13 protein-coding genes are annotated in these 13,425 nt (G+C 64.7%); 8 read left to right on the top strand and 5 right to left on the bottom strand.

Annotated elements, in window-relative coordinates; translation table 11 throughout:
* The first annotated feature begins 1 nt into the window (after nt 1).
* The 4 genes from ACFPAH_RS16065 (at nt 2) to ACFPAH_RS16050 (ending at nt 3,176) form a co-directional block, all read left to right on the top strand.
* Nucleotides 2–484: a GTPase gene (locus ACFPAH_RS16065; protein WP_379747274.1), complete on the top strand. Its 483-nt coding sequence runs from the start codon at nt 2–4 to the stop codon at nt 482–484.
* Between the two features lie 97 nt (nt 485–581).
* The gene (locus tag ACFPAH_RS16060) at nt 582–839 is read left to right on the top strand and encodes a DUF3567 domain-containing protein (protein ID WP_027865841.1); all 258 of its coding nucleotides are present in this window, start codon (nt 582–584) and stop codon (nt 837–839) included.
* Nucleotides 840–1,023: 184 nt separating this feature from the next.
* Complete coding sequence (locus ACFPAH_RS16055; protein ID WP_379747273.1) at nt 1,024–1,794, top strand: class II glutamine amidotransferase; 771 nt, start codon at nt 1,024–1,026, stop codon at nt 1,792–1,794.
* Nucleotides 1,795–1,898: 104 nt separating this feature from the next.
* Nucleotides 1,899–3,176 (top strand): EAL and HDOD domain-containing protein, encoded by a 1,278-nt coding sequence (locus ACFPAH_RS16050; protein ID WP_379747271.1) that lies wholly within the window; start codon nt 1,899–1,901, stop codon nt 3,174–3,176.
* A 68-nt stretch (nt 3,177–3,244) separates the two neighbouring features.
* On the opposite strand, the gene ACFPAH_RS16045 is transcribed toward ACFPAH_RS16050, so the two are convergent.
* The gene (locus ACFPAH_RS16045; protein WP_379747269.1) at nt 3,245–3,613 is read right to left on the bottom strand and encodes an SPW repeat domain-containing protein; all 369 of its coding nucleotides are present in this window, start codon (nt 3,611–3,613) and stop codon (nt 3,245–3,247) included.
* Nucleotides 3,614–3,699: 86 nt separating this feature from the next.
* On the bottom strand, nt 3,700–7,479 hold the full coding sequence (gene metH / locus ACFPAH_RS16040; protein WP_379747267.1) for a methionine synthase: 3,780 nt from the start codon (nt 7,477–7,479) through the stop codon (nt 3,700–3,702).
* A gap of 65 nt (nt 7,480–7,544) precedes the next feature.
* Between metH and ACFPAH_RS16035 the strand changes: the two genes are divergently transcribed.
* On the top strand, nt 7,545–7,958 hold the full coding sequence (locus tag ACFPAH_RS16035) for a BrnA antitoxin family protein (protein ID WP_379747265.1): 414 nt from the start codon (nt 7,545–7,547) through the stop codon (nt 7,956–7,958).
* Between the two features lie 106 nt (nt 7,959–8,064).
* Here ACFPAH_RS16035 and fmt read toward each other — a convergent pair whose 3' ends face one another.
* On the bottom strand, nt 8,065–9,012 hold the full coding sequence (gene fmt, locus ACFPAH_RS16030; protein WP_379747264.1) for a methionyl-tRNA formyltransferase: 948 nt from the start codon (nt 9,010–9,012) through the stop codon (nt 8,065–8,067).
* A 9-nt stretch (nt 9,013–9,021) separates the two neighbouring features.
* Nucleotides 9,022–9,564 carry a peptide deformylase gene (gene def, locus ACFPAH_RS16025; protein WP_379747262.1) on the bottom strand — a complete coding sequence of 181 codons (543 nt, stop codon included), beginning with the start codon at nt 9,562–9,564 and terminating at the stop codon, nt 9,022–9,024.
* A 275-nt stretch (nt 9,565–9,839) separates the two neighbouring features.
* Here def and ACFPAH_RS16020 point away from each other — a divergent pair, with 275 nt between their 5' ends.
* From ACFPAH_RS16020 to ACFPAH_RS16010, 3 genes are all read left to right on the top strand, one after another.
* Complete coding sequence (locus tag ACFPAH_RS16020) at nt 9,840–10,934, top strand: LysM peptidoglycan-binding domain-containing protein (protein WP_379747260.1); 1,095 nt, start codon at nt 9,840–9,842, stop codon at nt 10,932–10,934.
* A 7-nt stretch (nt 10,935–10,941) separates the two neighbouring features.
* Entirely contained in the window at nt 10,942–12,081 is a 1,140-nt protein-coding gene (gene dprA / locus ACFPAH_RS16015; RefSeq protein ID WP_379747258.1) for a DNA-processing protein DprA, read from the top strand.
* Between the two features lie 193 nt (nt 12,082–12,274).
* On the top strand, nt 12,275–12,739 hold the full coding sequence (locus ACFPAH_RS16010) for a DUF494 family protein (protein WP_379747256.1): 465 nt from the start codon (nt 12,275–12,277) through the stop codon (nt 12,737–12,739).
* A gap of 115 nt (nt 12,740–12,854) precedes the next feature.
* Here the strand turns inward: ACFPAH_RS16010 and ACFPAH_RS16005 are convergent, their stop codons facing one another.
* Nucleotides 12,855–13,211, bottom strand: coding sequence for a hypothetical protein (locus tag ACFPAH_RS16005; protein WP_379747254.1), 357 nt, complete (start codon nt 13,209–13,211; stop codon nt 12,855–12,857).
* Between the last annotated feature and the right edge of the window lie 214 nt (nt 13,212–13,425).

Raw genomic sequence — 13,425 nt, 5'->3', positions numbered from 1 at the left:
GATGAACGGGCAGATTCCCCAGCCGCCGGCGAACGGGGAATCCACCACGCCGCAGTCCGCTGAACCCCGGGCCGCCGTACCTTTCTCATCCGGCTCTTCTTTACGTCATCCGATTCCTACGGCGCTCGTCACGGGCGCCAGCGCGAGCGCGCGCGAAGCCGCGATCGCGCACGCCCTTGCAAGCGGACATTCCCCTGCTACGCCCCGTGATGCGCTGGCCGCCGTCATCCTCGAAGGCTTGCCGGATGGCCATCTCCTGCTGGAAGCTTCCGACAAACTACTGATCTCGCGCATCGCGCCAGGTTGCCTGTGCTGCGCAGGAAATCTGGTGATGCGTGTTACATTGAATCGTCTGCTGCGCCAGCGGCCCACACGCCTGTTCATCGGTGTGGCAAGCACGGCGCATCTGGATCAGTTGCGATCATGGTTGAGTAGTGCACCATACGATCAGCTGTTGGCTCTTACGCCCGAGCTCGGTACTTGAAATACGGCTCGGCGAGCCCCACCTCTGAACTGAAGTCGACACCAATCGCCCGCCGCCGCGTGCTTGGTGCACCACTTGATCAAGAGAAGGAGTCATCATGAACATGATCTATAACAGCGAGCAGTACAGCGTGGTCGAATTTGGCGTCGATCGCGACCTCGAAGCCCTGCGCTTCGGCGGTTACGAGATCGTCGACAAGGCCGGCCGTCGCGAAGCGTTCATCGGCGGCAAACTGGCACAATCGTTCCGTCGCGACGTCAACAACCTCATTGCAAGCGAGCCGACCATGGAAGAAATCGACGATTTCCTCGGCTCCTACGACACGCTGATGAGCCAGCCGGTGGTGCTGCACTAAGCCCATCCATCGTAACGCTGGAGATCACGCTCACGACGGCCAGGGACAGCAACGGGATGCAGGCACCAGCATAGGCCGGTGCCGCATCCGCCCTGCGCCTTCCCCGCAACACCGCAGCACCTCTACCGCCTCCGCCTCCCTGGGACGCATCGTTCGACCCGTCCGCCATGGTAAGCTGCGCGCCATGTGCCAACTCCTCGCAATGAACTGCAATGTCCCCACCGACATTGTGTTTTCCTTTACCGGCTTTGCCCACCGCGGCGGCCGCACCGATACCCACCACGACGGCTGGGGTATCGCCTTCTTCGAAGGGGCCGGCGTGCGTCACTTCGTCGACCACCAGGCCGCGATCGTCTCCCCGATTGCCGAACTGATCAAGCGCTACCCGATCAAGTCCACCAACGTCATCGCCCACATCCGCAAGGCCACGCAAGGCCAGGTGGCGCTCGAGAACTGCCATCCCTTCGTGCGCGAGCTGTGGGGCCGCTACTGGGTCTTTGCCCACAACGGCGACCTGAAGGAATTCGATCCGCAGCTCGATGGCGCCTTCCGCCCGGTCGGCAACACCGACAGCGAACTGGCTTTCTGCTTCCTGCTGCAGGAATTGCGCCGCCGCTTCGGCGACACGCCGCCCGCCATCCCGGCGCTGCGCGCCGCCTTGACCGAACTGGTGCATGCGGTAGCGCGCTACGGCACCTTCAACATGATGCTGTCGGACGGCACGGCCCTGTTCGCCCATTGCTCGACCAAACTCTGCTACGTGGTGCGGCAATACCCGTTTGCCGCCGCCAGCCTGTCCGACGAAGACCTGTCGGTCGATTTTTCCCAGGTCACCACACCCAACGACCGGGTCGCCATCATCGTCACCGAACCGCTGACCACGAACGAAACCTGGACCCAGTTCGCGCCCGGCGAACTGATGCTGTTCATCGATGGCGCACCGGTTGCGCAGTAAATTTAACTTCCCGGCATCTTTTTTGTTTCAAAATGATGCCGATAAGCCACTAATTAGCGGGAATGGAGTAGAGTGGGCGACTATACTGTGACCACGGGACCGCGATGACCGATACCGCCAGCCTCGACCAGGCATCCCAGCCTCTGCAACTGCGCAATTTCTACCTGGCCCGCCAGCCGCTCCTCGACCGCAACCAGGCACTGTTCGGCTACGAACTGCTGTTCCGTAACACTCCGGCCAACGCGGCGGAGATCGACTCCGGCCTGACCGCCACGGCCGACGTGCTGGCCCATGCGGCCCAGCTCGGCCTGGCGCGCGCGATCGGCGACGCCACCGCCTTCGTCAACGTCGACACCGAAGTGTTGATGAGCGACATCTTTTCCTTCCTGCCGCGCGAGCGCACCGTGATCGAACTGGTCGGCTCGGTCGAGGCCAGCGAGCAGGTCATGTGGCGCCTGGCCGAACTCTCCGGCCATGGCTTCCGCTTTGCCGCCGAGGCGGGCGCCCACGGCAACCGCCTCGGGCGACTGCTGCCGCTGCTCGACTTCGTCAAGGTCGACCTGCGCAGCATGCCGGTGGTGACGATGCTGGGGCTGGTCCCGCGCTTGCGGGGAACCGGAAAACTCCTGATCGCCGAAAAGGTCGAGAGCCAGGCCGAATACAAGACCTGCCTGGACCTCGGCTTCGATTATTTCCAGGGCTTTTATTTTGCGCGGCCCTCGGTCATCGCCGGGCGCAAGCTGTCGCCTTCGCAACTGGCCGTGGTCGACCTGATGAACCTGGTAAGCTCGGATGCCGACAACCGCGACGTCGAGCGCGCCATCAAGCGCGACGTGACGCTGTCGATCAACCTGCTGCGCATCGTAAACACGCCGGCGGCCGGGCTGCGCCAGCGCGTCGACTCGCTCGGCCAGGCCCTGCTCGTGCTCGGCCGGCGCCAGCTGCAGCGCTGGCTGCAGATCATGCTCTACGCCGAACAGGGAACGCGTGGCCATGCGAATACGCCGCTGCTGATGCTGGCCAGCACCCGCGCGCGCCTGATGGAAATCCTGGCCGAACGCCTGCGTCCGTCCCAGCCGCGCGTCGCCGACATCGCTTTCACGGTCGGCATCATGTCCCTGATGGACGCGCTGTTCTGCGTGCCGGTGGCGGACCTGGTCGAGCAGATCCCGGTGAGCGACGAAGTTGCCAATGCGCTGCTCAAGCGCAGCGGCTTCTTCGGCGAGCTGCTGCGCCTGGCGGAATCGATCGAACAGATGGAAGACGGCGCCAGCGACATACTGCCGACCCTGCACGAACTGGCCGGCAGCGGCGACGACCTGGTGGAACTGGAAATGGCCGCGTTCGAGTGGAGCGACAAGGTGGTGCGCTACGCGCTGTAAGGCGCCGTAAGGCGCTGAAGGCCGACGGCGGGCCGGGCAGCCCGCCGCCTGATGGACCTTTACGCCGCTCAGGCCATACCCGCCCATTGCTGGAGCAGGTCGGGGTCCGTGCGCATCTCCCATAGCCCGAGCACGATCGTCGCGATGCCGACCGCCAGCATGCTGGTGCTCATCGGGCCCTCTCGGACCACGTCCATCATCACGGGCGAGGCCGCCACCCAGGCGCCGACGAAGATATTGACCAGCACGGCCCAGACATAGGTTTTGTAGAGGTCGAACGCGGCGAGGGCCGCGATGACGGCGCCGGCGACCTGTGCGTTGACCGCCGCCGGCGCGCCGGGCGGATAGCCCAGCACCCAGGGCGACACGACAAGCCAGGCGCCCAGCAGCAGGATGACGCCATCCTGCCAGCGTTTGGTTGACAGACGCGTTGCCATGATGTCCTCCTATCCCGCGGGAAGTGCTCCCACAAAATTTAGACTAGCACGCCGGCCGGAAATTCCAACCGGCGCGCTGCCTGAATTCAGGACAGGTTCGGCGCCAGGTGGCGTTCGACCTCGGCCTTGTCCATGCCGCGGCGGCGCGCCATGTCCGTCACCTGGTCGTCGCCGATCTTGCCGACGACAAAATACTTCGACTCCGGATGGGAGAAATAGAAGCCGGACACGGCCGCGCCCGGATACATGGCATACGACTCGGTCAGCTGCATGCCGATGTCCTCGGCCTGCAGGGTCTGGAACATCTCCGCCTTCACCGTGTGCTCGGGACAGGCCGGGTAGCCCGGCGCCGGACGGATGCCGGCGTACTTTTCGGCGATCAGCTCGGCGTTATCGAGGTCTTCGCCCGCGGCATAGCCCCACAGGTCGGTACGCACGCGCTCGTGCAGGTATTCGGCAAAGGCTTCGGCCAGGCGGTCGGCCAGGGACTTCAGCATGATCGACGAATAATCGTCGAGCGCGTCTTCGAAACGCTGCTCGTGCTTCTCGATGCCGAGGCCCGCGGTGACGGCGAACATGCCGATGTAGTCGTCGACACCGGACGCCTTGGGCGCGATGAAGTCGGCCAGGCACTGGTTCGGACGCTGGACGCCGTCGACCACCGGTTTCACCCCCTGCTGGCGCAGGCCGTGCCAGGTGAAGGCGACCTGCTTGCGCGATTCGTCGGTATAGATTTCGATGTCGTCGTCGTTCACGCTGTTGGCCGGCAGCAGGGCGATGACACCATTGGCCGTCAGCCAGCGGCCTTCGATGATTTTTTTCAGCATCGCCTGGCCTTCCTCGAACACCTTGCTGGCTGCTTCGCCGACGACCTCGTCGGTCAGGATGGCGGGGAAGGGGCCGGCCAGGTCCCAGGTCTGGAAGAACGGGCCCCAGTCGATGTAGCGCGCCAGCGTGCCGAGGTCGACGTTCTTGAACTCGCGGCGGCCGATGAATTTCGGCTTGCTTGGTGCGAATGCCAGCTTGGCCTTGTTGGCGCGTGCCTGCTCCAGGCTCAGCATCGGCAGCGCCTTCTTGTTGGCGTGCTGCTCGCGGATGCGCTCGTAGTCGGCCTTGATCTCGGCCATGTACTGGTCGCGGCTTTCCTCGGTCAGCAGCGACTGGCCGACCGACACCGAGCGCGAAGCGTCCGGCACGTAGACCACCGGGCCATCGTAGTGCGGCGCAATCTTGACGGCGGTGTGGGCGCGGCTGGTGGTGGCGCCGCCGATCAGCAGCGGAATGCCGCGCTCGCGGAACCACGGATCGCGCTGCATTTCTTTCGCGACGTGCGCCATTTCTTCCAGCGAAGGCGTGATCAGGCCGGACAGGCCGACGATGTCCGCATTCTCTTCCTTGGCCTTGGCCAGGATGTCGGAGCAGGGCACCATCACGCCCATGTTCACGATCTCGAAGTTATTGCACTGCAGGACGACCGAGACGATGTTCTTGCCGATGTCGTGGACGTCGCCCTTCACCGTGGCGATCACGATCTTGCCCTTCGGCTTGGCGACGATACCGGTACGCTCTTCCTCCCGCGCCTTTTCTTCTTCGATGTAGGGGATCAGGTGGGCCACCGCCTGCTTCATCACGCGCGCCGATTTCACCACCTGCGGCAGGAACATCTTGCCCTGGCCGAACAGGTCGCCGACGATGTCCATGCCGGCCATCAGCGGGCCTTCGATGACATTGATCGGGCGCCCGCCGGCTTCCAGCACGGCCAGGCGCACTTCCTCGGTGTCCTCGACGATCCATTGCGTGATGCCGTGCACCAGCGCGTGCGCCAGGCGCTTCTCGACCGGCGCGTTGCGCCATTCGAGGTTCTGTTCCTGCTTGCCGCCGCCGGCTTTCAGGGTGCCGGCGAATTCGATCATGCGTTCGGTGGCGTCCTCGCGGCGGTTCAGCACGACGTCCTCGACGCGCTCGCGCAGTTCGGCAGGCAGGTCGTCGTAGACGCCGACCATGCCCGCGTTGACGATACCCATCGTCATGCCGGCCTGGATTGCGTGGTACAGGAACACGGTGTGGATCGCCTCGCGCGCCGGGTCGTTGCCGCGGAAGCTGAACGAGACGTTCGAGACGCCGCCCGAGACTTTCGCATGCGGCAGGTTCTGGCGGATCCAGCGCGTGGCGTTAATAAAATCGACCGCGTAGTTGTTGTGCTCTTCGATGCCGGTGGCAACGGCGAAGATGTTCGGATCAAAAATGATGTCTTCCGGCGGGAAGCCCACTTGCTGTGTCAACACCTCGTAGGCGCGCTTGCAGATTTCGGTCTTGCGCTCGAAGGTGTCGGCCTGGCCCTGCTCGTCGAAGGCCATGACGATCACGGCGGCGCCGTAGCGGCGGCACAGTTTGGCCTGGCGCAGGAATTCTTCTTCTCCTTCCTTCAGCGAAATCGAGTTGACGATGGCCTTGCCTTGCACGCACTTCAGGCCCGCTTCGATCACGCTCCATTTCGAGGAGTCGATCATGATCGGCACGCGCGAGATGTCGGGTTCGGAGGCGATCAGGTTCAGGAAGCGCGTCATCGCGGCCTGCGAGTCGAGCATCGCCTCGTCCATGTTGATGTCGATGACCTGGGCGCCGTTCTCGACCTGCTGGCGCGCCACCGACAAGGCTTCGTCGAACTGCTCGTTGAGGATCATGCGCGCAAAGGCTTTCGAGCCCGTCACGTTGGTGCGCTCGCCGACGTTCACGAACAGCGAGGAGTCGTCGATCGTGAACGGCTCCAGGCCCGACAGGCGCATGGCGACCGGCACTTCCGGCACCGCGCGCGGCGTGGCGCTGGCCAGCAGGTCCGCGATCGCCTTGATGTGCTCGGGCGTGGTGCCGCAGCAGCCACCGGCGATGTTGACGAAGCCGGCGTCGGCGAATTCGCGCAGCAGGGCCGAGGTGTCGGCCGGGAGTTCGTCGAAGCCGGTATCGCTCATCGGGTTGGGCAGGCCGGCGTTCGGGTAGATGCACACGAAGGTATCGGCGATCTGCGACAGTTCTTCGGCATACGGGCGCATCAGGGCCGCGCCCAGCGCGCAGTTCAGGCCGACCGTCAGCGGCTTCGCGTGGCGCACCGAATTCCAGAAGGCGGCCACGGTCTGGCCCGACAGGATGCGGCCCGAGGCGTCGGTCACCGTGCCCGAAATCATGATCGGCTTGCGCGGGGTGTCGGGGTGTTCGTCGAAATACTGGTCGATCGCAAACAGCGCCGCCTTGCAGTTCAGGGTGTCGAAGATGGTTTCGACCAGCAGCACGTCGGCGCCGCCGTCGACCAGGCCGCGCACCTGCTCGTGGTAGCTCGTCACCAGTTGATCGAAGGTGATGTTACGAGCGGCCGGATCGTTCACGTCCGGCGAGATCGAGGCCGTCTTCGGCGTCGGCCCGAGGGCGCCGGCCACGAAGCGCGGTTTGTCCGGGGTGCTGTATTTGTCGCAGGCGGCGCGCGCCAGTTTGGCGGCCTCGACGTTCATCTCGTAGGCCAGGTGGCCCATGTGGTAATCGTCCTGCGCGACGCTGGTGGCACCAAAGGTGTTAGTCTCGATGAGGTCGGCACCGGCGGCGAGATAGCGCTCGTGGATCTCCTGGATCACGTGCGGCTGGGTCAGCGTCAGCAACTCATTGTTGCCCTTCACGAAAAGCTCGCGCGTGCTGCTGTTTTCCGGCGCCGCGAAACTGGCAAAACGGCCCTGCGGGCCACCCCGATAGGCCAGCTCATCCAGTTTGTATTGCTGGATGATCGTGCCCATTGCTCCATCGAGCACCATGATGCGGCGCGACAGGATCTCGCGCAGCTGGGTTTCGATCGGGGAAGGGGAGGAAATTGGGGCGGTCATCGGTAGCTTTCGAGAGGGCGTGCACGATCATGCTGCACGGTTGGGCAGCCTGAAATTATACGTCAATGCCGAGACTTGTCCCGGCAGGGCGGCGCGCGGCGGCAGATTGTATCGTTATGTGTTTATGCATTCGATTGTTACATGACGTTACAAATACCGCCGCTTTCGCAATTTTGCGGATACATACAGCGACGACAATAAATGCATGCCATAAGGAACGTGGCACGGATCAACACAGGATGGATAGCATGAACAAAGAGTACGAACCCGATTGGGACCAGCCCGCACTGCACGGCCATATCTCCGAGGTAGCGCAGAAACATCAGATCGCAGGTGCAAAGCAGATCGTGACGATCCGTCTGGATGTCGATATGCTGGATTGGTTCAAGGCAGCCGGCCCAGGTTATCAAACCCGCATCAACCAGGTCTTGCGTGAACATATGGCAGCGCAGCGCGCCGCCGAAGGGCTTGGCGAATAAGCGTGACCGAGCTCCCCGCCGACGAAGTGTAAAACGCGCCCTTGGGCGCGTTTTTTATTGGGGGCACCAGGCTGGCGCATGCTGTCGCATGCCCGCGCCGTGCGTCCTAGGTGAAGCTCATCCCCGCGAGCGGGAAACTTTTCAGGAACTCCGCCGCCGCCAGGCGCTTGCCGCCGGGCTTTTGCAACTGTTGGAGGCGCAGGGCGCCCGTCTCGCAGGCAACGACGATCCCGCCGGCGTCACAGGCCAGCACCTGGCCCGGCGCGCCGCTGCCCTCGGCAGGCTCGGCCTGCCAGATCTTGATGGCCGTCCCGTTCACGTTGCCTTGCGCGCCAGGGAAGGGATTGAAGGCACGTACCTTGCGCCATAGCTGTTCGGCAGGCAGCTGGAAGTCGAGTTTGGCTTCTTCCTTGCTGATCTTGGCCGCATAGGTCACCCCTGCTTCGGGTTGGGGCGTGGCCGGCAATTCTCCCTTTTCGAGGCGCCGCAGGGCTTCCACGATCATCGCCGCGCCGAGCGCCGCCAGCTTGTCGTGCAGGCTGCCGGTGGTGTCGGTGTCCATGATCGCGACCCGTTCGATCAGCATCATCGGACCGGTATCGAGGCCTTCTTCCATGCCCATGATGGTCACGCCGGTCTCGCGGTCGCCGCTTTCGATGGCGCGATGGATCGGCGCCGCGCCGCGCCAGCGCGGCAGCAGGGAACCGTGGATATTGATGCAGGGCGCGATGTCGAGCGTGCTGCGCGGCAGGATCAGGCCATAGGCCGCCACCACCATTACGTCATAGCCGGTCGCCTGCAGGCGCGCATGGGCGGCCTGCGCCTCCTGGACGCGCTGCGGGTCCTTGCTGTCCATGCGCAGCGACAGCGGCTGCAGCACCTCGATGCCGTGCTCGAGCGCCACCTGCTTGACGCTGGACGCTTGCAGCTGCATGCCGCGCCCGGCCGGGCGGTCGGGCTGGGTCAGCACCAGGGGGACGTCAAAACCGGCGTCGATGATGGCGCGCAAGGCACAAGCGGCGAACTCCGGCGTGCCGGCGAAAACGACTTTCATCGGCGCGCCTTAGTAACGGCGGCCGGCGGCTTTCAGGGCCGCCTCGCGTTCCATGCCGCGCTCTTCCTTCTGCAGCTTGGCCTTGATGCGGTTGCGCTTCAGGGGCGACAGGTATTCGACGAATACCTTGCCCATCAGGTGGTCCATCTCGTGCTGGATGCACACGGCCAGCAGGCCTTCGCACTCGAGCTCGAAAAACTCGCCCTTCAGGTCCTGGGCACGCACCTTGACGCGCGCCGGGCGCTCGACGCCGTCGTAGATGCCCGGCACCGACAGGCAGCCTTCGTCATAGACCTGCTTTTCCTCGCTGGCCCAGGTGATCTCGGGGTTGACGAAGGTGAGCAGCTCGTCGTGGGTCTCGCTGGTATCGATCACGACCACGCGCTCGTGCACGTCCACCTGGGTCGCGGCCAGGCCGACGCCGGGTGCGTCGTACATGGTCTCGGCCATGTCCGCCACCAGTGTGGCAAGGCGCTCGCCGAACTCGGTGACAGGCTGGGCAACCTTGTGCAGGCGGGGATCGGGGTAGCGCAGGATCTTCAGGAGGGCCATATCAGGTGTATTAGTAGTTTTATATAAGAATTATTGAACGCATAAGATATGCGGACGCACGAGCGGGAATGCAACACCTTGCCTATCCGGCAGGACGTGGTTTGTCTTGCTAGTTCAAGGATTTGTGTGCAGAATTTGATTCAGTTGGGCAACTCTTTCCGATCCGCGGGTGTGGTTCGGAGTGCGAGCCTGCTGTCTCTTGCGCCGCGGCTGGCCGAGGTGATGAGCGCAGCCTGCAATTCCGTTGTCAATGCCGCACTTTACGGACGTCTTCAATGAAAAATTTTAGCACAGTCACGACCCGTGCTGCAGCCATGGCGCTCGTCGCGTGTGTCGCGGCCGGCCCCGTCCAGGCTGCCGAATGCAGCTTCAAGCCGAATGCACCGGACCAGCACGTCGTGGTCAAGGGCGATACCCTGTGGGACATCTCCGGGACCTTCTTGCAGCACCCGTGGTGCTGGCCGCAGGTCTGGGGCTTGAACCGTGCCGAAATCCGCAACCCGCACTGGATCTATCCGGGCCAGATCGTCTATTTCGACCGCGCGCGCGGCCGCCTCTCGCTGACCCGTCCGGGGGCCGGCGGCGGCGCCGGCGACTCGCCGCTGCTGCGCCTGTCGCCGCAGGTGCGCAGCGAGGGCCTGGAGCGCCAGGCGATCGATGCCATTCCCGCCGGCGCCATCGAACCCTACCTGACCCAGCCGCTCGTGATCGAGAAGGACGCGCTTGCCGGCGCACCGCGCATCGCCGCCTCGGAGGAGGGCCACCTCTACCTGGGCAATGGCGACCGCGTGTATGTGCGCGGCGACCTGCAGGGCGCGGCCGAATTCCAGGTGTTCCGGCCGGGCGGCCCTTTGCGGGATCCGCAGACCGGGGCCGTGCTGGCCCATGAGGCGGCTTATCTCGGCACCGTGAAACTGGTCAAGGCGGCGGCGCCCGGCGTCGATGTCCACACCTTCACGGTGTCGAGTTCGGTACGCGAAATGGGCGTGGGCGACCGCCTGGTGCCGGCGCCGCCGCCGGCCGTGCGCAACTACGTGCCGCATGCGCCGGCGGTGGCGATCGATGCGCGCATCATGTCCATCCATGCAGGCGTCAGCTATGCCGGGCAGAGCCAGGTCGTCACTGTCAACCGTGGTTCGATTGACGGGCTCGATGTCGGCTCGGTCTTGCAGCTCTATCATTTCGGGAAGACGGTGGCCGATCCGGAAAGCCGGGGTTTCCTCGGATTCGGCCGCAAGAAAATGCAGCTTCCCGATGAGCAGTATGGCAGCCTGTTCATCTTCCGAGTGTTCGGCCGCGTGTCCTACGGCCTGATCATGCAAGTGACGGCGCCGGTGGAAGTCGGCGACGTGGCGAAATCACCGGAGTAATGTAACCGTGCAGGACACGGCCCCCATCCCCGCCAGCAGCGCAGTAAGGCGCATCGACGACATCATCGACTGGCTGCGCCTGGAAAGCGCAAGCGGGGTCGGGCCGCGTACCGCGCAGGCGCTGCTTGCCGCCTTCGGCTCGCCGCGCGCCATCTTCGAGGCCGGCTACGCGGCGCTCGCCGCACAGGTCAAGCCGGCAGTCGCGCGCAGCCTGTGCGCACCGCCGTCCAGCGCCGTCCTGGCACTGGCCGAGGCCACGCTGGCCTGGGCCGAACACCCGGCCCACCACCTGCTGGCGCTGGGCGACCCCGCCTACCCGGACGCGCTGGCCAATATTCCCGATCCGCCGCTGCTGCTCTATATAAAAGGGCGCATCGGCTTGCTGGCGCGGCCTGGCCTGGCGATCGTCGGCAGCCGCAACGCCACCATGCAGGGCAAGGCCAACGCCGCTGGCTTTGCCGCCGCGCTGTCGCTGGGCGGCGTGTGCGTGGTGTCGGGCCTGGCGCTCGGGATCGACGCGGCCGCGCATGAAGGCGCGCTGCGCGGCCCGGGTTCCACGATCGCCGTGGTCGGCACCGGCGCCGACCTGTCCTATCCGGCGCGCAACCGGGCGCTGTCCGAGCGCATCGCCGCCGAGGGCGCCATCGTCAGCGAATACCCGCTCGGCACGCCTCCCAACGCCGGCAATTTCCCGCGCCGCAACCGGATCATCAGCGGCCTCGCGAGCGGCGTGCTGGTGGTCGAGGCGGCGGCGCAATCGGGTTCCCTGATCACCGCGCGCGTTGCCTGCGAACAGGGCAGGGAAGTGTTCGCCTTGCCCGGGTCGATCCACGCGCCGCTGGCCAAGGGTTGCCACAAGCTCATCCGCGACGGTGCGCGCCTGGTCGAGACCGTGGACGAGATCCTGGAAGCGCTGCGCGTCTCGCCGCTGGCCGCCATGCCGGCGGCCCCGCGGGTGGCTGTCCCGACCGAAACCGAATGCACGCAACTGCTCGCGCAGCTCGGGCACGACCCGCTCGAGGTCGACGCCTTGCTCGCACAAACGGGGCTGGGCATTGGCCAGCTGAGCATGGGGCTGCTGGCGCTGGAGCTGGCCGGCATGGTCGAGCGCCTGCCGGGTGGAAAGGTGCAACGCGTGGTTCATTAGGCGGGCACGGCCGTGCCTGCGCGGACACGGCATGCAACCCGGGTGGCTGTTAAAAAAAGCATGTCACAGCGCTGCTTGGTGATCAGCCTATACGAACCGACAAGGCCGAAAAACGACGAAATTCCTTCGTCGGATGCCCACGCACGCAGCAAGCTTGTACCAGTGCGAGCTTAGCTGCTACAGTAGCGCCACTATGTTCGACATCCTGGTCTACCTCTACGAGACGTACTATCGTCCCGAAGCCTGCCCCGAGCCGGCAGCCCTGGCTCGCAAGCTCTCCGCCGTCGGCTTCGACGACTTCGAGATCTGCGAGGCGATCGACTGGCTTACCGGTCTCACCGAAATGGCCGGCGAGGAGCTGGCCGACGTGACCGCTTCCACCGGCACCCGTTATTACGTGGACGAGGAATACAACGAGCTCGGCAGCGCTGCGATCGGGTTCATCCAGTTCCTCGAGAGTGCCAAGCTGCTCACGCCGGTCCAGCGCGAAATCGTCATCGAGCGCGCGCTCGCGGTCGACGAGTCGCCGGTCACCCTCAGCAAACTCAAGATCATTATCCTGATGCTGATGTGGAGCCAGAACAAGGAGCCGGACGCGCTGATCTTCGACGACCTGTTCGGGTCCGACGACGAACAGATCCCGCGTTGCCTGCACTAAAACTGCTTCCCGCAATCGACCAAAAAACCTGCCGCATGCGGCAGGTTTTGTTTTATGGATGCATCACGGCATGCCGCCGTGATGCATCACTGAGACAGACTGTTTCAGTTTTCCATCAGGACCGGTTCCGGCCTGAAGGCGCAAGCGCGGATTCTTTCGATCCGGCATGCTGGTCCTGCTCGAGTCCGCCATGGCCGGATTGCTGCGACATGCCGAGGCGGTCCTGTTCGGCACGCGCCTGCATCCGCTGGGCCTGCTGGCGTGCGCTGCGCGTCCCCGTCTGCGTGCCCGGTCCCGCGCGCGAACCGGCATCGCTCCCGCCCTGGCGCGCCAGCATCGCCCCGGCCTGCCTGTTGCCGGGGCCGGAGCCGGGCGCCTTGCCCTGCTGGCTGCCCGGCGCCACCGGCACCATTTTCTCCCGCGATACGCTGCGGCCGTGGTCGTTCACCATGCCTTTGTGTTTCTGGTTCATGTCATTGCTCCCGTAACAGCACGCAAAAGCGTGCCAACACAGCGATCATGCGCGAGGCCCGGCCCGGCTTGTATCGGAATGTCGATGAGAGGCACGTAGGAAAGCGCCGACTCCATGCATGAAAGCCATGTCCGCGCCGACTGCGATTGCCGGCAATACGGTAGTGCAGGCCGCGGTGCATCTTTGATGCACTGCACAACAAAGGTGCAGAGGC

The organism is Massilia sp. GCM10023247 (assembly GCF_042653325.1).
In the GTDB taxonomy this organism is placed as follows: domain Bacteria; phylum Pseudomonadota; class Gammaproteobacteria; order Burkholderiales; family Burkholderiaceae_D; genus Telluria.
This window is presented reverse-complemented; position numbering and strand designations above follow the sequence as displayed.